Genomic DNA, 19,941 nt, shown 5'->3' with positions numbered 1-19,941 from the left:
TGTAAAAGAAGAGGTGAGAAATCTTTCTTTGTGGTACGTTTCAATTTATAATAGCAAATGGAAGGAGAGTGCTTATGTCTTTAACAAATGAACAACAAGAGCGATTTCAAATTTTGCTCCAGCAGTTGCAAATACCAGACGACCTTATAAATCAATATTTACAAGGCGGTGGTATTGAAAGGCTCGTTATTGATAAAGCGAATAAAAGTTGGCATTTTGATTTACAAGTGCCACGTATTTTGCCTACAGAATTATATGAATTGCTAGAAACAAAGCTTAAGCAATCATTTTCTCATATTGCAAGAACAACATTTGCATTAGAAACAGAGAATAAACAATTTACAGAAGAAGAAGTGAGGGCGTATTGGCCGCTTTGTACGGAACGAATTACATTTTCACCTATGTTCGCATACTTAAAGAAGCAGCTTCCACAGGTGAATGGAGTGAAGTTGCTAATAAATGTGAATAACGAGTTGGAGTCTACTGCTTTAAAGAAAAACGTTGCGAAACCAGTAGGGGATCAATACGAAGTTTTTGGATTCCCGCGTTTTCAGTTAGACACACATATACAGCAAAATACAGAAGAAATGCAAAAGTTTCGTGAACAAACGCAGCAAGAAGACCGCGAGCGTGTTATACAAGCTATGGAAGAAATGGCGAAGAAGCAAGCTGAAGAAAGCAGCGTTGTGTATGAAGGACCGATTACACTCGGGTATCTTATTAAGCCAGATGAAGAGATTACACCGATGCGAGAAATTCAAGATGAAGAAAGAAGAAAAACGGTTCAAGGATATGTCTTCCATGTAGAAACAAAAGAGCTTCGTAGTGGACGTACGTTATTAACTTTAAAAATAACGGATTATACGGATTCTATTATGATCAAAATGTTCTCGCGTGACAAAGAAGATATTCCAATGCTGCAATCCTTGAAAAAAGGAATGTGGGTGAAAGCGCGTGGTTCTGTTCAAAACGATACATTCGTTCGAGATTTAGTAATGATTGCAAATGATATTAATGAAATCACAGGACCGTCTCGTAAAGATAAAGCACCAGAAGGCGAAAAACGAGTAGAGCTGCATCTCCATACTCCGATGAGTCAAATGGACGCTGTCACTCCAGTTTCTAAGCTTGTTGCTCAAGCTGGTAAATGGGGACATGAGGCTATTGCGGTTACAGACCATGCCGTGGCTCAGTCTTTCCCAGAGGCGTATTCTGCGGGGAAGAAGGCTGGAGTTAAAGTTATATATGGTGTAGAAGCAAATTTAGTTAATGATGGTGTACCGATAGCATATAACGAAGCGCATCGTTTACTTGCAGAGGAAACGTATGTTGTTTTCGACGTTGAGACGACAGGTTTATCAGCTGTATACGATACAGTTATTGAGTTGGCTGCTGTAAAAGTAAAGGGTGGCGAAATTATTGACCGCTTTGAATCTTTTGCAAATCCGCATCAACCATTATCGGCGACGATCATTGAATTAACAGGTATTACAGATGATATGTTAACTGATGCACCTGAAGTGGACGAAGTGTTTAAAAAGTTTGAGGAATGGATGGGCGACCATACACTTGTTGCCCATAATGCGAGCTTTGATATGGGCTTTATTAACGTAGGTTTTAAAAAGGCTGGACTAGAAAAAACGAATAACCCCGTTATTGATACGTTAGAACTTGCACGATTCTTATTCCCAGAAATGAAAAATCATCGATTAAATACGATGTGTAAAAAACTTGATATTGAATTAACACAACATCACCGTGCAATTTATGATACAGAAGCGACGGGATATTTACTTGTGAAAATGTTGAAAGACGTAATTGAAAAGGGATTTGAATATCACGATCAATTAAATGATAGCATGGGACAAGGGGATGCGTATAAGCGTGGCCGTCCAAGTCATATGACGTTACTTGCCACATCAGATGTTGGATTGAAAAATTTATATAAACTTGTTTCATATTCTCACCTTAATTACTTTTACCGTGTACCACGTGTGCCGAGGTCACTATTAAAAAAATACCGTGAAGGAATTTTAGTAGGAACGGCTTGTGATAAAGGTGAAGTTTTCGAGGCAATGATGCAAAAGGCACCTGAAGAGGTAGAAGAAATTGCCCAGTTCTATGATTACATTGAAGTAATGCCTCCAGAGGTGTTGCGTCATTTAGTAGAACGTGAACTTGTTCGAGACGAAGGTCAATTAAAAACAATTATTTCTAACTTAGTAAAACTAGGTGAGACGTTAGATAAACCAGTTGTTGCTACAGGAAACGTGCATTATTTAGACCCTGAGGATGCAATGTATCGTAAAATTTTAGTCAGTTCGCAGGGCGGAGCCAATCCGTTAAATCGACATTCATTACCGCCAGTACATTTCCGTACAACTGATGAAATGTTAGAATGTTTTTCATTCTTAGGTGAAGATAAAGCGAAAGAAGTTGTTGTAACAAATACACAAAAGATTGCGTCATTAATTGGTGATGTGCATCCAGTAAAAGACGATCTATACACACCGAAAATTGAAGGTGCTGATGATGAAACGCGTGATATGAGTTATAAAATGGCGCGTAGCATTTATGGTGAAGAGCTACCGGAAATTGTAGAAGCACGTTTAGAAAAAGAATTAAAAAGTATTATTGGGCATGGATTCGCCGTAATTTATTTAATTTCACATAAGCTTGTGAAAAAATCGTTAGTAGACGGATATCTAGTAGGTTCGCGTGGATCGGTAGGATCATCATTTGTTGCAACGATGATGGAAATTACAGAAGTAAACCCATTACCACCACACTATGTATGTCCGAAGTGTAAGCAATCAGAATTCTTTAATGATGGTTCTGTAGGCTCTGGTTTTGACTTACCAGATAAAGAATGTCCTGCTTGTAATATTCCATATGTAAAAGATGGACATGACATTCCGTTCGAAACATTCCTTGGATTTAAAGGAGATAAGGTACCCGATATCGATTTGAACTTCTCCGGGGAATACCAACCACGTGCCCATAACTATACGAAAGTACTGTTCGGTGAAGACTATGTATATCGTGCAGGAACGATTGGTACAGTTGCGGAAAAAACTGCTTACGGATATGTAAAAGGTTATGCAAATGATCATAACTTAACGATTCGAAATGCAGAGATTGATCGCTTAGTAGCAGGGTGTACCGGTGTAAAACGTACAACAGGACAGCATCCAGGCGGTATTATCGTTGTGCCAGATTACATGGATATCTTTGATTTCTCACCAATACAGTATCCAGCTGATTCAATTGGTGCTGAATGGAGAACAACGCATTTTGATTTCCACTCGATTCATGATAATTTATTGAAACTTGATATACTAGGACACGATGATCCGACCGTTATTCGTATGTTACAAGATTTAAGTGGTATTGATCCGAAAACAATCCCAACGGATGATCCAGAAGTAATGAAAATTTTCTCTGGTCCAGAATCGTTAGGGGTAACGGAAGAACAAATTAACTGTAAAACAGGTACACTTGGTATACCAGAGTTTGGTACAAAATTCGTAAGACAGATGTTAGAAGAGACAAAACCGACGACATTCTCAGAGTTAGTCCAAATTTCTGGACTATCACATGGTACCGACGTATGGCTTGGTAATGCAAACGAGTTAATTTATAACGGTACATGTACGCTGAGCGAAGTTATCGGTTGTCGTGATGACATCATGGTATATTTAATCTATCAAGGTCTAGATCCATCATTAGCCTTCAAAATCATGGAGTCGGTTCGTAAAGGTAAAGGTGTACCGGAAGAATGGGAAGAAGACATGAAAAATAATAATGTACCAGGTTGGTATATTGATTCATGTAAGAAGATTAAATACATGTTCCCTAAAGCCCATGCGGCTGCTTACGTACTTATGGCTGTACGTATCGCATACTTTAAAGTACATTTTGCACTGTTATTCTATGCCGCATATTTTACAGTTCGTGCAGATGATTTTGATGTAGAGGCAATGGCGAAAGGTTCAGCATCTATACGTGCAAGAATTGATGAAATTGCTCAAAAGGGACTCGATGCTGCGCCGAAAGAGAAGAGTTTATTAACGGTACTAGAAATGACACTTGAAATGTGTGAGCGTGGATACTCATTCCAAAAGGTGGATTTATACCGCTCACATGCAACAGAATTTATTATTGATGGAGATACATTAATCCCTCCATTTAATGCAGTACCTGGTCTTGGCACAAACGCAGCTTTAAGTATTGTAGAAGCACGTAAAAATGGAGACTTCTTATCAAAAGAAGACTTGCAACAGCGAAGTAAGGTTTCGAAAACAATTATTGAGTATTTAGATAGCCAAGGTTGTTTAGGAGACTTACCAGATCAAAACCAGTTATCACTGTTCTAGTAGGTAGGAAAAGTCTTTGCAAATCAACATTTCCTATGATATACTATTAACCGAGATAACCATGTCATGTATATTGTGTAAAGAAAAGAGTGGGGAAACCCACTCTTTCGTGTTACTATCTATGTTTTATCTACGTAGATAGGTAAAAGATTTCTGTCGTATATACATATTTTGTTACAAGTTTTACTTCTTAAATTTGGTAATACTAAGACAGATAATCCCTGCTGAACAGCAGGGGCTTTTGTTAGCTAACGAGAAAGAATAAGATAGACCGTTTTTAAATTGGCGGGGTCTTCTTCTTTTAAATGGTACATGACGGCAGGAAGGAGGCTGTTTATGGATAAGAAAGTCACAGAAGTTGTAGAAGCATTTGCGCAGCCGATCGTTGAAGAGTTAAATCTTGAACTTGTAGATGTAGAGTATGTGAAAGAAGGACAAGACTGGTTCTTACGCGTATTCATCGATTCTGAAAAGGGAGTCGACATTGAAGAATGCGGTGCGGTAAGTGAACGTTTAAGCGAAGCTTTAGATAAAGAGGACCCAATTCCTCATCTTTACTTTTTGGATGTATCATCTCCTGGAGCGGAACGCCCATTAAAGAAAGAAAAAGACTTCCAGCAAGCGGTAGGAAAACAAGTGGCAATTAAAACATATGAGCCGATTGATGGTGAAAAGATGTTTGAAGGAAAACTGCTTTCTTACGATGGTACAACAATAACATTATTATTAACAATTAAAACACGTAAAAAAGAAATCCAAATTTCGATGGATAAAGTCGCAAATGCGCGACTTGCTGTTACGTTTTAGTTAGAAGGGGGATCTTCATGAGCACTGAGTTATTAGATGCTTTGCTCGTATTAGAATCTGAAAAAGGCATTAGCAAAGACATTATTATTGATGCGATTGAAGCAGCTTTAATCTCTGCTTATAAGCGCAATTTTAATCAAGCACAAAACGTTCGTGTGAGCTTTAACCCAGAAGTGGGAACAATTCAAGTTTTAGCACGTAAAGACGTAGTAGACAATGTGTTTGATCCACGTCTTGAAATTTCTGTAGAGGAAGCAAGACAAATTAATCCAAACTACCAAGATGGTGACGTACTAGAAATTGAAGTAACACCAAAAGACTTTGGTCGTATTGCAGCACAAACTGCAAAACAAGTTGTAACACAACGAGTGCGTGAAGCAGAGCGCGGTGTTATTTACTCTGAGTTTAGTGATCGTGAAGAAGATATTATGGTAGGTATTGTACAACGTCAAGATGCTCGTTTCATCTATGTAAGCTTAGGAAAAGTAGAAGCTTTATTACCTGTAAGTGAGCAAATGCCTAATGAGCAATACAAACCACATGATCGTATTCGCGTATTCATTACGAAAGTAGAAAAAACGACAAAAGGACCACAAATTTACGTATCACGTACACATCCTGGTCTTTTAAAACGTTTATTCGAAATGGAAGTTCCTGAAATCTATGATGGAACTGTAGAAATTCGTTCTGTAGCACGTGAAGCTGGCGATCGCTCTAAGATCTCTGTATATGCAGAGAACACTGATGTTGATCCAGTTGGTTCTTGTGTAGGACCAAAAGGGCAACGTGTACAACGCATTGTAGACGAATTAAAAGGTGAAAAAATTGACATCGTTCGCTGGTCAAATGATCCAGTTGAATATGTTGCAAATGCATTAAGCCCATCACAAGTTGTTAAAGTACTTGTAGATGAAGAAGAAAAAGCGACAACAGTAGTTGTTCCAGACCACCAGCTATCATTAGCTATCGGTAAGCGTGGACAAAATGCACGTCTTGCAGCTAAATTAACAGGCTGGAAAATTGACATTAAGAGTGAGTCTGATGCGAAACAACTTGGTATTGTAACAGAAGAAGATAGCGTAATCGCATTTGGATTCGATTCAGTGGAAGACGAAATCGAATAGAGGTGATGAGTATGAGCAATCGAAAAGTTCCGTTACGAAAATGTGTTGCAACGCAAGAAATGAAATCAAAACGAGAGCTCGTTCGCATTGTTCGTTCCAAAGAGGGAGAAGTGTCCATTGATTTAACTGGGAAAAAATCAGGACGAGGTGCTTACTTGTCGAAGGACAAGGAGAGCATTCTTCAAGCTCAAAAGAAAAATGTTTTGGAACATCATCTAAAAGCGAAAATCGACGGTTCTTTATATGAAGAGCTTCTTGAGCTTGTTGAGAAGGAGTCGAAATAAGTGTCCGATTGGAAATCGTTTTTAGGACTAGCAAACCGGGCTCGGAAAATTATTTCGGGTGAAGAACTCGTTTTAAAAGAAGTACGAAGTGGCAAAGCAAAACTTGTATTGCTATCTGAAGATGCGTCAGTAAATACTACAAAACGCATCACAGATAAAACTACGTACTACAACGTACCAATGAGAAAGGTCGAAAATCGACAACAATTAGGGCATGCGATTGGGAGAGATGAGCGAGTCGTTGTAGCTGTGTTAGATGAAGGCTTTGCGAAAAAGCTGCGTAGCATGCTCGATACAAATTACCGGGGGTGAAGGTATGAGTAAAATTCGAGTGCATGAATATGCAAAAAAACATAATATCTCAAGTAAAGATCTTATGACAAAACTAAAAGAAATGAATATCGAGGTTTCGAATCATATGACAATGTTAGACGATGAAGTAGTAAATAAATTAGATAATGAATATCAAACTGAAAAACCTTCTGTTGCAGATGAGTTTGAAGTAGAAGAAAAAGTTGTTCGCAGTAAAAAGAACAGCAATAAGAAAAAGAAAAAAGGCAAAGGAAACGAAGACAAACGTCAAGAGAACTTTGCTGGTAGACAACAAACTCAAATTGTAGAAACACCAGATAAAATTACTTTCTCTGGAAGCCTTACAGTAGGAGATCTTGCTAAAAAATTAAGCAAAGAGCCATCTGAAATTATTAAGAAGCTCTTCATGCTTGGAATTATGGCAACAATTAACCAAGACTTGGATAAAGATACAATTGAGTTAATTGCTAACGACTACGGTATTGAAGTAGAAGAAGAAGTAATTGTGAGCGAGACTGAGTTTGAAACATTCATTGATGAGCAAGATGATGAAGAGAACTTAAAAGAACGTCCAGCTGTAGTTACAATCATGGGACACGTTGACCACGGTAAAACAACATTACTGGATTCTATTCGTAACTCAAAAGTAACTGCAGGCGAAGCGGGTGGAATTACTCAGCATATCGGTGCATATCAAGTTGAAGTAAACGATAAGAAGATTACATTCTTAGATACACCTGGTCACGCAGCATTTACAACGATGCGTGCTCGTGGTGCACAAGTAACGGATATTACAATCCTTGTTGTTGCAGCGGATGACGGTGTTATGCCACAAACGGTTGAAGCAATTAACCATGCGAAGGCAGCAGGAGTACCAATTATTGTTGCTGTGAATAAAATGGATAAACCAGCTGCAAACCCTGATCGCGTAATGCAAGAACTAACAGAATATGAATTAGTTCCAGAAGCTTGGGGCGGAGATACTATTTTCGTACCAATTTCTGCAATTCAAGGCGAAGGCATTGACAACTTACTAGAAATGATCCTTCTTGTAAGTGAAGTAGAAGAATACAAAGCAAATCCAAACCGCTATGCAACTGGTACAGTAATCGAAGCGCAGCTTGATAAAGGTAAAGGAACTATCGCGACATTACTTGTTCAAAACGGTACGCTTCGAGTTGGAGATCCAATCGTTGTTGGAACTTCATTCGGACGTGTTCGTGCAATGGTAAGTGATATTGGTCGTCGTGTAAAAGTTGCTGGTCCATCAACTCCTGTTGAAATTACTGGTTTAAACGAAGTACCACAGGCTGGAGATCGTTTCATGGCATTCGCTGATGAGAAGAAAGCTCGTCAAATTGGTGAATCACGTGCACAAGAAGCGTTAGTTGCACAACGTGGTGAGAAATCTAAATTAAGCCTTGAAGATTTATTCCAACAAATCCAAGAGGGCGATGTAAAAGAAATTAACTTAATCGTAAAAGCAGACGTACAAGGTTCTGTTGAAGCGATGGCAGCATCACTTCGTAAAATTGATGTTGAAGGCGTAAAAGTTAAAATCATTCACACTGGTGTAGGTGCGATTACAGAATCTGATATCATTTTAGCTTCTGCATCTAATGCAATTGTAATTGGATTTAACGTACGTCCAGATGTGAACGCGAAGCGTACAGCTGAATTAGAGAACGTTGATATTCGTTTACACCGTATTATTTATAAAGTAATCGAAGAGATTGAAGCAGCGATGCAAGGTATGCTTGATCCAGAATTCGAAGAAAAAGTAATCGGTCAAGCAGAAGTTCGTCAAACGTTTAAAGTAACAAAAGTTGGAACAATCGCAGGTTGTTATGTAACAGACGGTAAAATTACGCGTGATAGTGGCGTACGTATTATCCGTGACGGCGTAGTAATTTTCGAAGGACAACTTGATACGTTAAAACGTTTCAAAGACGACGTAAAAGAAGTTGCACAAAACTATGAGTGTGGTATTACAATTGAGAGATATAATGATCTTAAAGAAGGGGACATCATTGAAGCGTATATTATGGAAGAAGTGAAGCGATGATTATCGCTTCACTCTCATTCGAGTGTATGATTTACGATGTGCATTCTTTAAAAGAGAAACGTGCAATTTTACAACGTGTGTTAACTCGTGTGAAACAGCGCTATAATGTAGCTGTTTCTGAAATTGGGCACCAAGATGTATGGCAACGTACAGAAATTGCAATTGTTTCCGTATCCTCAAATCGTGTTATCTGTGAAAAAGAAATGAATCGTGTACTTGAGTACATCGATTCATTTCCTGAAATTGAACGTACAATAACACATTTGGAATGGTATTGAATGAGGTGAAGAGTTATGAAATTACGTGCGAACCGTGTGGGCGAGCAAATGAAAAAAGAATTAGGCGATATTATCAGTCGTAAAATTAAAGACCCACGTATTGGATTTGTTACAGTAACAGATGTACAAGTGAGTGGTGATTTACAAATTGCTAAAGTATATATTTCTGTTTTAGGTGACGAAGAACAGAAAGAAAATACTTTAAAAGGTTTAGCGAAGGCAAAAGGCTTTATTCGTTCAGAAATTGGCCAACGTATTCGTCTTCGTAAAACACCGGAAATTACCTTTGAGTTTGATGAGTCTATCGGATATGGTCATCGAATTGATACACTTTTACATGAAATTAATAAAGACGGTAAACGTGAAGAATAATGGATAGACATTTGTCTATCCATTTTTTCAATGCAAAATAAGTTTTGGATATTTAATACGAAAGAATTATGATGAGGTGAACATATATGGAAGGTGTAGTATTATTACATAAGCCAAAAGGCATGACATCACATGATTGTGTATTTAAATTAAGAAAGATATTGCGAGAAAAGAGAATTGGTCATACGGGAACATTAGATCCAGATGTAACAGGAGTATTACCAATTTGCGTTGGAAGAGCAACGAAAATTGCACAATTTTTAACAAGTGAAACGAAAACATATGAAGGTGAAGTAACATTAGGGTTTTCAACGACAACTGAAGACGCTTCTGGTGAGGTTGTTGAAACGAAAAATGTAGATCGTACTATTACTCGTATGGAAGTAGAGAAAGTCCTTGCGGAATTAACAGGCACGATTGAACAAATGCCACCAATGTTCTCGGCTGTAAAAGTAAACGGGAAAAAATTATATGAATATGCAAGAGCAGGACAAGAGGTGGAACGTCCAGTTCGTACAATTACAATTCATGAATTCGTATTACTTGATGATCGTGAAGTTTTTGAAGGAGAAAATATTTCATTCCGTTTCCGTGTAACGTGTAGTAAAGGAACATATGTAAGAACGTTAGCTGTAATGATCGGGGAGAAACTTGGTTTCCCATCACATATGTCTCACCTTGTAAGAACGGCATCTGGTGAATTTTTATTAGAAGATTGCATATCATTTGAAGAAATTGAAGAAAACGTGCAAAATGGAACAGTAGAGTCTATCTTCATTTCAATTGATGAAGCATTAAGTAAGTTTCCAAAAATGGTTGTAGATGAAAAGCAAGCAGAGAAAATAAAGAATGGTATGTTCTTAAAGAATGAATTAGAAATAACAGCACCATTTATTACAGTGTTTGATAAAAATGATCGTTGCTTAGCAATTTATGAACATCATCCGAAACATCCTGGCATGTTAAAGCCGATGAAAGTACTTGTGAATAATCAAGAACTAAAGCTATAATGAATTATTGGAAGGATTATTACAGAAAAAGGTGAATTCAAGCGTGAAACTTATTCATTTAACTCATCCACATGAACAAAATAAATTAGAATTACCACCTACTGTAATGGCATTAGGATTTTTTGATGGCATTCATTTAGGACATCAATGTGTAATTCGAACTGCGAAAAAAATAGCGGACGAACGAGGATATAAAAGTGCAGTTATGACATTTCATCCTCATCCATCTGTTGTTTTAGGGAAAAAGGATGCGCATGTGGAGTATATTACACCAATGCGTGATAAAGAAAAAATAGTCGAAAGCTTAGGAATCGATATATTATATGTGATTAAATTTGATGAATCATTTGCAGGGTTATTACCGCAACAATTTGTAGATGATTATATTATTGGTTTAAATGTAAAGCATGTAGTAGCAGGGTTTGATTATTCATATGGACGTTTAGGAAAAGGAAAGATGGAGACTTTACCATTTCATGCAAGAGGGGAGTTTACACAGACTGTGATTGAAAAAGTTGAATTTCAAGAAGAGAAAGTAAGTTCTACAGCATTACGAAAGTTAATTCGAAATGGCGAAATGGAGCAAATTCCATCTATTTTAGGTAGAGCCTATACTGTAGCGGGAACAGTTATACACGGCGACAAACGTGGGCGTCAAATTGGTTTCCCGACAGCTAATGTAGGTTTAAGTGATGAGTATTTATTGCCACCTGTAGGTGTTTATGCAGTGAGATTAAAAGTTCACGATGAATGGTACGATGGTGTATGTAATATTGGATATAAACCGACTTTTAAAGAAGATGAGCGTCAATTATCAATTGAAGTGCACTTATTTGAATTTAACAAAGATATATACGATCAAAATGTTACAGTAGAGTGGCATATGCGTATAAGAGCAGAAAAGAAATTCAACGGTATTGATGAGTTAGTTGAACAAATCGCAAAAGATAAGAAAACAGCACAAGAATATTTTATGAGCGAAAAGAATATACTTGCTTTTTCAAATGAAAAGTAGTATTCTATGTTATGTACTTTATGACAACCATTGCTTGGCATTGCGACTCACCGACGCTTGCTAGGTAATTGGGGGTTTAATTAATAGGAGGTGAAATAGGATGGCTTTAACACAAGAACGTAAAAATGAAATCATTGCACAATTTAGAACTCATGAGACTGATACTGGTTCTCCAGAGGTTCAAATTGCTGTCCTAACGGAGCAAATTAACACTCTAAACGAGCACTTACGTACTCACAAGAAAGATCATCATTCACGTCGTGGTCTATTAAAGATGGTTGGTAAACGTCGTAACTTACTAACTTACCTTCGTAATAGCGATATCACACGTTACCGTGAATTAATCACAAAGCTTGGCTTACGTCGATAGTCAAAGAAGCGGGAATATTCCCGCTTTTTTGTTAGGTAAAAATATATCTTCTACGCTTTATAGCTTACTTAATTTTAGGCAATACTAGAGGTAGAATATTGTGATATACTATCCATTTACATAGAAGAATTGAATACTTTAAATTGAGAGGGGTACTTAAATGAGTCAAGAAAAGCAAGTCTTCTCGATAGATTTAGCTGGTCGCCAGCTAACAGTTGAAACTGGTCAGCTTGCAAAACAAGCGAACGGAGCAGTATTAGTAAGATATGGCGATACAGCGGTTCTATCTACAGCAACTGCATCAAAAGAAGCAAAAAATGTAGATTTCTTCCCACTTACAGTAAACTATGAAGAGCGTTTATATGCAGTCGGAAAAATTCCTGGCGGTTTTATTAAGCGTGAAGGTCGTCCAAGTGAAAAAGCAATTTTGGCAAGTCGTTTAATCGACCGTCCAATTCGTCCGCTATTCGCAGATGGCTTCCGTAACGAAGTACAAGTTGTCAGCATTGTAATGAGTGTTGATCAAGATTGTTCTTCTGAAATGGCAGCTATGCTTGGTTCTTCATTAGCGTTATCGATTTCAGATATTCCATTTGAAGGTCCAATCGCTGGTGCGACAGTTGGCCGTATTAATGGCGAATTCGTTATTAACCCAACAGTAGAACAGCAAGAACAAAGTGATATCCACTTAGTTGTAGCTGGTACGAAAGATGCGATTAACATGGTTGAAGCAGGAGCAGATCAAGTACCTGAAGAAACAATGTTAGAAGCAATTATGTTTGGTCATGACGAAATTAAACGTCTAATTGCATTCCAAGAAGAGATTGTACAAGCTGTAGGTAAAGAGAAATCAGAAGTGAAACTTTATGAAGTTGACGCTGATCTTAACCAAGCTGTACGTGAAATGGCTGAAGAAGATATGCATTCAGCAATTCAAGTACATGAGAAACATGCACGTGAAGATGCAATTAACGAAGTGAAAAAGCGTGTTATTGAGCATTACGAAGCGCAGGAAGCTGACGCTGATACATTAGGACAAGTAAATGAGATTTTATATAAAATTGTAAAAGAAGAAGTACGTCGTCTTATTACAGTTGAAAAAATCCGTCCAGATGGCCGTAAAGGTGACGAAATCCGTCCATTAGCATCAGAGGTTGGTATTTTATCTCGTACACACGGTTCTGGTTTGTTCACTCGTGGACAAACACAAGCATTAAGTATTTGTACATTAGGTGCATTAGGCGATGTGCAAATTTTAGATGGTCTTGGTGTAGAAGAATCAAAACGCTTTATGCACCATTACAATTTCCCATCATTTAGTGTTGGTGAAACAAGACCAATGCGTGGACCAGGTCGTCGTGAAATCGGTCACGGTGCACTAGGAGAACGCGCACTTGAGCCTGTAATTCCATCTGAAAAAGATTTCCCATACACAGTACGTCTTGTATCTGAAGTTTTAGAATCAAATGGTTCTACTTCACAAGCAAGTATTTGTGGTAGTACTTTAGCAATGATGGATGCTGGTGTTCCACTTAAAGCTCCAGTTGCAGGTATTGCAATGGGTCTAGTTAAAACTGGTGAGCATTACACAATTTTATCTGATATTCAAGGTATGGAAGATCATTTAGGTGATATGGACTTTAAAGTAGCAGGTACAGCACAAGGTGTAACTGCACTACAAATGGACATTAAAATCGATGGTCTATCTCGTGAAATTTTAGAAGAGGCATTACAACAAGCGAAAGTTGGTCGTGTGCACATTCTAAATCATATGTTATCTGTTATTCCAGAGCCACGCACTGAATTATCAGCGTACGCTCCAAAGATTATTACAATGACAATTAATCCAGATAAAATCCGTGACGTTATCGGACCGAGCGGTAAACAAATCAATAAAATTATTGAAGAAACTGGCGTTAAAATTGACATCGAGCAAGATGGCACAGTATTCATTTCTTCAATAAACCAAGAAATGAACGACAAAGCTAAGAAAATTATCGAAGATATCGTTCGCGAAGTACAAGTAGGTGAAATCTACGAAGGAAAAGTGAAACGTGTTGAGAAATTCGGTGCTTTCGTTGAATTATTCAGCGGTAAAGATGGATTAGTTCATATTTCTGAACTTGCACTTGAGCGTGTAGGTAAAGTAGAAGACGTTGTAAAAATCGGTGATGTAATTACAGTTAAAGTTATCGAGATTGACAAGCAAGGTCGCGTAAATCTATCTAGAAAAGTATTGCTAAAAGAAGAGCAAGAAAAAGAAGCTGCTAAAGAAGAAAACAAACAAGAGCAGCAATAAGTAAAAGCCAGTTTAACTGGCTTTTTTTGTTATGTAAAAATATGATTTATATATATTTTTATGTCAGCATAGGTATAGTTTTCATTATAACGCTCAAATTAACAAAGATAAGAAGAAAATGTTTTTATATAGTTAATTTGGGAGGGTTTATATGAAAGTTCGTATATTGGCATACATATGTATATTTTCTTTATATGTCAGTTTAGGCTCTTATTCTGTTTTTGCACAAGATAACTTGCATGAAGAAATTCAAAAGCATGCAAAAAAGTATGAGATTGCACCTCAAAATGCGATGATTGATAAAATATGGAAGGCAACACCTGGATATAATGGAAGACAAGTGGATATTGAAGCATCGTATAATAATATGAAGAAGCTAAAGGAATTTGATCAAAAATATCTTGAATTCAAAGAAGTCTCACCGAGTGTTCATTTAGAAGATTTATCATCCGCTCCAATTTATAGAGGCCATCCAAATAAAAAAATGGTAGGATTAACAATAAATGTGGCATGGGGAAATGAGTATTTGCCTCGCATATTAGAGATATTGAAAAAGCATGATGTGAAGGCCACTTTCTTTTTAGAAGGACGTTGGGTGAAAGAAAATTTACGATTTGCAAAAATGATTGTCGATGCAAATCAAGAAGTCGGAAATCATTCTTATACGCACCCTAATATGAAAACGCTATCGTCTGATGAAATACGAGAGCAGTTACAAAAAACAAATCGAATGATAGAAGTAGTAACGAATCAAAAAGTAAGATGGTTTGCCCCGCCGAGTGGAAGTTTTCGGGATGAAGTCGTGAAAATCGCTGATGATTTCCAAATGGGAACGATTATGTGGACTGTCGATACAATCGATTGGAAGCGACCTGAGCCAGATGTACTATTGCAGAGAGTAATGAGAAAAATACACCCAGGTGCTATCGTATTAATGCATCCTACTTCGTCAACGGCAGAAGCATTAGATACAATGATTAAAAAATTGAAGGAACAAGGATATAAAGTGGGGAATATAACAGAATTACTGGATGAAAAACGTGTGGATTAAATACATTTGCATGACATTCATCCTTAAACTTGTTATCATTAAATAATAGCACTTATTTAGAGAAACTGGCAGTAGGAGGAAAGTTTTTGATTAAAAAATATACTTGTAAAAATGGTGTAAGAATAGTTATGGAGAATATACCAACTGTAAGATCGGTTGCGATTGGTATTTGGATCCATGCGGGATCAAGAAATGAAAATGAAAAAAATAACGGGATTTCTCACTTTTTAGAGCATATGTTCTTTAAAGGGACAGAAACACGTAGTGCACGAGAGATTGCAGAATCATTTGATAGCATTGGTGGTCAAGTGAATGCATTTACTTCAAAAGAATATACATGTTACTATGCAAAAGTATTAGATGAGCATGCTAAATATGCTTTAGATGTTTTAGCAGACATGTTCTTTAATTCAACATTTGATGAGGAAGAACTGAAAAAAGAGAAGAATGTCGTATGTGAAGAAATTAAAATGTACGAAGATGCTCCAGATGATATTGTGCATGATATGTTAACGAAAGCAACATATGAAACGCATCCACTTGGATATCCTATTTTAGGAACAGAAGAAACGCTTAATACGTTTACAGGTGATACGTTACGTCAATATATAAAAGATCATTACACACCTGAAAATGTAGTTGTATCAATCGCAGGAAATATTGATGAAGCATTTTTACAAACAGTGGAGCAATATTTCGGTAGTTATGAAGGAACAACAAACCGTGAACAAGTACATAGCCCAATTTTCCATTTCAATAAGGTAGCCCGTAAAAAAGAAACGGAACAAGCTCATTTATGTCTAGGATATAAAGGCTTACAAATGGGACACGAAGATATTTATAACTTAATTGTATTAAATAATGTTTTAGGCGGTAGCATGAGTAGCCGTTTATTCCAAGAAGTACGTGAGCAACGTGGATTAGCTTACTCAGTATTTTCTTACCACTCTTCTTATGAAGATACAGGCATGTTAACACTTTACGGTGGAACAGGTAGCCAACAATTAGATACATTGTATGAAACAATGCAAGAAACATTAGAGACATTGAAAAATACAGGTATTACAGAAAAAGAGCTTATGAATAGTAAAGAGCAATTAAAAGGAAACTTAATGTTAAGTTTAGAAAGTACAAATAGCCGTATGAGCCGTAACGGTAAAAATGAATTGCTTCTTCGTAAACATCGTTCACTTGATGAGATTATTGAAAGTGTAAACACTGTAACAAAAGAAAATGTGGACGGATTAATTCGCAATATGTTTACTGACGAGTTCTCTGCGGCACTTATTAGTCCAGACGGAAAACTTCCAAAAGGAATAAAACTATAATCAATTTTTACGATGTATCTGAAAATAACCTTCTTTCTTTTTAAATGAGAGAAGGTTATTTTTTTTATACATATAGAATAGGTACTAATTATAGACAATGCAAATGAAAAATTCATTAGGGGAGTGGAGTGTGTATGCGATTAAGTGAATTAAGTGGTAAAGAGGTTGTAGATATAGAAAAAGCGGAAAAAATGGGAGTCTTAGGTTATATGGATTTAGAGATTAATGTGAAAGACGGACAAATACAAACACTTATAATACCTGTAGGGAAGTGGGGAGGTTTTAAAAAGGAACCACAAGAAGTAAGGGTGGCATGGAGTCAAATAAAGAAAGTCGGACACGTGCTCCTTTGTGATAGTATAGATCGTTCAAATTCGGAGTGAAGGATGGCCATTTTGGTCATCTTTTTTTGTATCTACATAGAAACCTGATAAATCATATGTGCACTTGGATTTTCAATCACCATAAACTCGTACATTACATATGATGTGGAGGAAAAAGAAAAAGTAGGCACTTTTCTTATAAATGACAGAAAAAGAAGGTGAATTAGGGAATGTTGACTGAGATGCATATTGCTGTCATAGGAGGAGATGCAAGACAGCTAGAAGTAATTCGTAAGCTAGTTGAATTGGATGCGAAACTTTCTTTGATAGGTTTTGATCAGTTAGATCATGGTTTCACAGGGGCAGCAAAAGAAAGTATACAAAATTTAGATTTCACTTCTGTAGACGCAATTATTTTGCCGGTTGCCGGTACAAATGCCAAAGGAGAAGTAGATACTATTTTTTCAAATGAAAAAGTTTCAATAACGAAAGAACAAATTGAAAATACACCAGAACACTTTACTATATATTCAGGTATTGGTACACCTTACTTGGAAAATCTCGTATCTACTACGAACCGAAAACTTGTTAAATTATTTGATCGTGATGATGTAGCAATATACAATTCTATTCCAACGGTAGAAGGTACATTAATGATGGTAATTCAACATACCGACTATACAATTCATGGGTCCAATGTAATGGTTCTAGGATTTGGTAGAACAGGAATGAGTGTTGCGAGAGCATTTCAATCATTAGGAGCCCATGTCAAAGTTGGAGCAAGACGATCTGAACATATTGCACGTATTACAGAAATGATGTTTTCTCCTTTTCATATGCAAGACATAGAGAAAGAAGTAGGAAATATCGATATTGTAATTAATACGATTCCGCACCTCGTTGTAACAGCGAATGTTATTGCAAAAATGCCAGCTCATACGTTAGTGATTGATTTAGCTTCTAAACCAGGCGGTACCGACTTTAGATATGCAGAAAAAAGAGGAGTCAAAGCATTGCTAGCACCTGGATTACCAGGTATTGTTGCCCCAAAAACGGCTGGGCAAATCTTAGCAAATGTTCTTTCTCAGTTATTAGCAGCAGATGCAATCGCAAAGGAGGAGGAAAAGAAATGAGTTTGAAGGGGAAACGAATTGGTTTCGGATTTACAGGTTCACATTGTACGTATGAGGAAGTTATGCCGCACTTAGAAAAATTAATTGCTGAAGGAGCAGAAGTACGTCCTGTTGTTTCATACACTGTTCAATCAACAAATACTAGATTTGGAGAAGGAGCAGAGTGGATTAAGAAGATTGAAGAAATAACAGGTTTTAAAGCAATTAATTCAATTGTTGGAGCAGAGCCACTTGGACCTAAAATTCCATTAGACTGCATGGTAATCGCTCCTTTAACAGGAAATTCTATGAGTAAATTTGCAAATGCAATGACAGATTCTCCAGTACTAATGGCAGCAAAAGCGACGCTAAGAAATGGCAAGCCTGTCGTATTGGCGGTTTCGACGAATGATGCTTTAGGGTTAAATGGGGTAAATCTCATGCGCCTAATGGCAACAAAAAACATCTACTTCGTCCCATTCGGTCAAGATGCGCCAGAGAAAAAACCGAACTCAATGGTAGCTCGTATGGAGTTACTGGAAGATACAGTATTAGAAGCGCTGCAAGGGAAGCAATTGCAACCGGTGGTCGTAGAAAAATTCAGATATATGAATTAAAAAACGAAAAAAAACGGACAATTTTTGATGAAACCATCATTCTTACTGTAGAATATGATAAAATTAACGTTATTAAGATTAGAAGGGGTATTGTATACTCCTTCTGATTCTAAGTTATAGAAGGATTGGTATCTAGAAAGGGGCATAGTGATGGAAAAGCAAAAAACTTTTCATGTCGCTGTAGTTGGAGCAACCGGCGCAGTTGGTGAACAAATGTTAAATACTTTAGAGAAACGAGAATTTCCAATCGGGAAATTAACGTTACTTTCATCTAAACGATCTGCAGGTAAGAAACTTGTATTTAAAGGCGAAGAATTTACAGTTCAAGAGGCAACTCCTGAAAGCTTTGAAGGAGTAGATATTGCACTATTTAGTGCTGGTGGATCTGTATCGAAACAATTAGCGCCAGAAGCAGCAAAACGCGGTGCGATTGTTGTTGATAATACAAGTGCATTCCGTATGACAGAAAACGTGCCACTTGTTGTACCTGAAGTAAATGAAAACGCCTTAAAAGAACATAATGGTATTATTGCAAATCCAAACTGTTCTACAATTCAAATGGTAGTAGCTCTTGAGCCAGTTCGTCAGCAATATGGTTTAAAACGAGTAATCGTTTCCACATATCAAGCTGTATCAGGTGCTGGTGCGGCAGCTATTGAAGAACTGCATGAACAATCACAAGCAATCTTAAATGGCGAAGAAGTTAAGGCAAATGTTCTTCCTGTATCAGGTGATAAGAAGCATTTCCCAATTGCTTTTAATGCGATTCCACAGATTGATAAATTCCAAGATAATGGATTTACGTTTGAAGAAATGAAAATGATTAACGAAACGAAAAAAATTATGCATATGCCTGAATTAGAAGTAGCGGCAACATGTGTACGTTTACCAGTTGTATCAGGACACTCTGAGTCTGTTTACATCGAAGTAGAAAAAGAAGGCGTAACAGTAGCAGAATTAAAGAGCTTACTTGCAAATGCGGAAGGTATTGTTCTACAAGATAATCCAGAAGAGCAGTTATATCCAATGCCAGCTACTGCAGTAGGTAAAAACGAAGTATTCGTTGGAAGAATCCGTAAAGATTTAAATAACGATAAAGGATTCCATCTTTGGGTCGTATCTGATAACTTATTAAAAGGCGCTGCATGGAATTCTGTTCAAATTGCAGAGCGCTTAGTAAAATTACAATTAGTGTAAA

General features: G+C 37.1%; 18 protein-coding genes. All 18 read left to right on the top strand.

Going from position 1 to position 19,941, the window contains the following annotated elements:
• The first annotated feature begins 74 nt into the window (after positions 1 to 74).
• Positions 75 to 4,376, top strand: coding sequence for a PolC-type DNA polymerase III (locus ACTL4X_RS19350; RefSeq protein WP_000060005.1), 4,302 nt, complete (start codon positions 75 to 77; stop codon positions 4,374 to 4,376).
• 336 nt (positions 4,377 to 4,712) lie between these two features.
• Positions 4,713 to 5,183 (top strand): ribosome maturation factor RimP, encoded by a 471-nt coding sequence (gene rimP, locus ACTL4X_RS19345; protein ID WP_000359096.1) that lies wholly within the window; start codon positions 4,713 to 4,715, stop codon positions 5,181 to 5,183.
• A gap of 17 nt (positions 5,184 to 5,200) precedes the next feature.
• Positions 5,201 to 6,307 (top strand): transcription termination factor NusA, encoded by a 1,107-nt coding sequence (nusA, locus tag ACTL4X_RS19340; protein WP_000102604.1) that lies wholly within the window; start codon positions 5,201 to 5,203, stop codon positions 6,305 to 6,307.
• Positions 6,308 to 6,318: 11 nt separating this feature from the next.
• Positions 6,319 to 6,591, top strand: a complete 273-nt coding sequence (gene rnpM / locus ACTL4X_RS19335) for an RNase P modulator RnpM (RefSeq protein WP_000071127.1) — start codon at positions 6,319 to 6,321, stop codon at positions 6,589 to 6,591.
• The gene (locus tag ACTL4X_RS19330) at positions 6,592 to 6,903 is read left to right on the top strand and encodes a YlxQ family RNA-binding protein (RefSeq protein ID WP_001286523.1); all 312 of its coding nucleotides are present in this window, start codon (positions 6,592 to 6,594) and stop codon (positions 6,901 to 6,903) included.
• A gap of 4 nt (positions 6,904 to 6,907) precedes the next feature.
• Positions 6,908 to 8,968, top strand: a complete 2,061-nt coding sequence (gene infB / locus ACTL4X_RS19325; protein ID WP_000036343.1) for a translation initiation factor IF-2 — start codon at positions 6,908 to 6,910, stop codon at positions 8,966 to 8,968.
• Positions 8,965 to 9,246 (top strand): DUF503 domain-containing protein, encoded by a 282-nt coding sequence (locus ACTL4X_RS19320; protein WP_086400996.1) that lies wholly within the window; start codon positions 8,965 to 8,967, stop codon positions 9,244 to 9,246. The genes infB and ACTL4X_RS19320 overlap by 4 nt, the downstream gene beginning before the upstream one ends.
• A 15-nt stretch (positions 9,247 to 9,261) precedes the next feature.
• The gene (gene rbfA, locus ACTL4X_RS19315; protein ID WP_000776437.1) at positions 9,262 to 9,618 is read left to right on the top strand and encodes a 30S ribosome-binding factor RbfA; all 357 of its coding nucleotides are present in this window, start codon (positions 9,262 to 9,264) and stop codon (positions 9,616 to 9,618) included.
• Positions 9,619 to 9,704: 86 nt separating this feature from the next.
• Positions 9,705 to 10,628, top strand: coding sequence for a tRNA pseudouridine(55) synthase TruB (truB, locus tag ACTL4X_RS19310; protein WP_000399352.1), 924 nt, complete (start codon positions 9,705 to 9,707; stop codon positions 10,626 to 10,628).
• A gap of 43 nt (positions 10,629 to 10,671) precedes the next feature.
• Complete coding sequence (gene ribF, locus ACTL4X_RS19305; protein ID WP_000766706.1) at positions 10,672 to 11,643, top strand: bifunctional riboflavin kinase/FAD synthetase; 972 nt, start codon at positions 10,672 to 10,674, stop codon at positions 11,641 to 11,643.
• Between the two features lie 100 nt (positions 11,644 to 11,743).
• Positions 11,744 to 12,013: a 30S ribosomal protein S15 gene (gene rpsO, locus ACTL4X_RS19300; protein ID WP_001229392.1), complete on the top strand. Its 270-nt coding sequence runs from the start codon at positions 11,744 to 11,746 to the stop codon at positions 12,011 to 12,013.
• Between the two features lie 160 nt (positions 12,014 to 12,173).
• A complete protein-coding gene (gene pnp / locus ACTL4X_RS19295) occupies positions 12,174 to 14,312 on the top strand; it encodes a polyribonucleotide nucleotidyltransferase (protein ID WP_000076737.1) in 2,139 nt (712 codons plus the stop codon).
• Between the two features lie 151 nt (positions 14,313 to 14,463).
• On the top strand, positions 14,464 to 15,363 hold the full coding sequence (locus ACTL4X_RS19290; protein WP_086400997.1) for a polysaccharide deacetylase family protein: 900 nt from the start codon (positions 14,464 to 14,466) through the stop codon (positions 15,361 to 15,363).
• 86 nt (positions 15,364 to 15,449) lie between these two features.
• Positions 15,450 to 16,691 carry a M16 family metallopeptidase gene (locus ACTL4X_RS19285; RefSeq protein ID WP_000592996.1) on the top strand — a complete coding sequence of 414 codons (1,242 nt, stop codon included), beginning with the start codon at positions 15,450 to 15,452 and terminating at the stop codon, positions 16,689 to 16,691.
• Positions 16,692 to 16,825: 134 nt separating this feature from the next.
• On the top strand, positions 16,826 to 17,074 hold the full coding sequence (locus tag ACTL4X_RS19280; protein WP_033696401.1) for a YlmC/YmxH family sporulation protein: 249 nt from the start codon (positions 16,826 to 16,828) through the stop codon (positions 17,072 to 17,074).
• A 170-nt stretch (positions 17,075 to 17,244) separates the two neighbouring features.
• Complete coding sequence (dpaA, locus tag ACTL4X_RS19275; RefSeq protein ID WP_000954735.1) at positions 17,245 to 18,147, top strand: dipicolinic acid synthetase subunit A; 903 nt, start codon at positions 17,245 to 17,247, stop codon at positions 18,145 to 18,147.
• Positions 18,144 to 18,743, top strand: coding sequence for a dipicolinate synthase subunit B (gene dpaB, locus ACTL4X_RS19270; protein WP_000053596.1), 600 nt, complete (start codon positions 18,144 to 18,146; stop codon positions 18,741 to 18,743). Before dpaA ends, dpaB begins: the two co-directional genes overlap by 4 nt.
• A gap of 150 nt (positions 18,744 to 18,893) precedes the next feature.
• A complete protein-coding gene (locus ACTL4X_RS19265) occupies positions 18,894 to 19,940 on the top strand; it encodes an aspartate-semialdehyde dehydrogenase (protein WP_441394942.1) in 1,047 nt (348 codons plus the stop codon).
• Position 19,941: the final 1 nt, after the last annotated feature.

The sequence above is a fragment of the Bacillus sp. RE35 genome (assembly GCF_052146655.1).
In the GTDB taxonomy this organism is placed as follows: domain Bacteria; phylum Bacillota; class Bacilli; order Bacillales; family Bacillaceae_G; genus Bacillus_A; species Bacillus_A cereus.
This window is presented reverse-complemented; position numbering and strand designations above follow the sequence as displayed.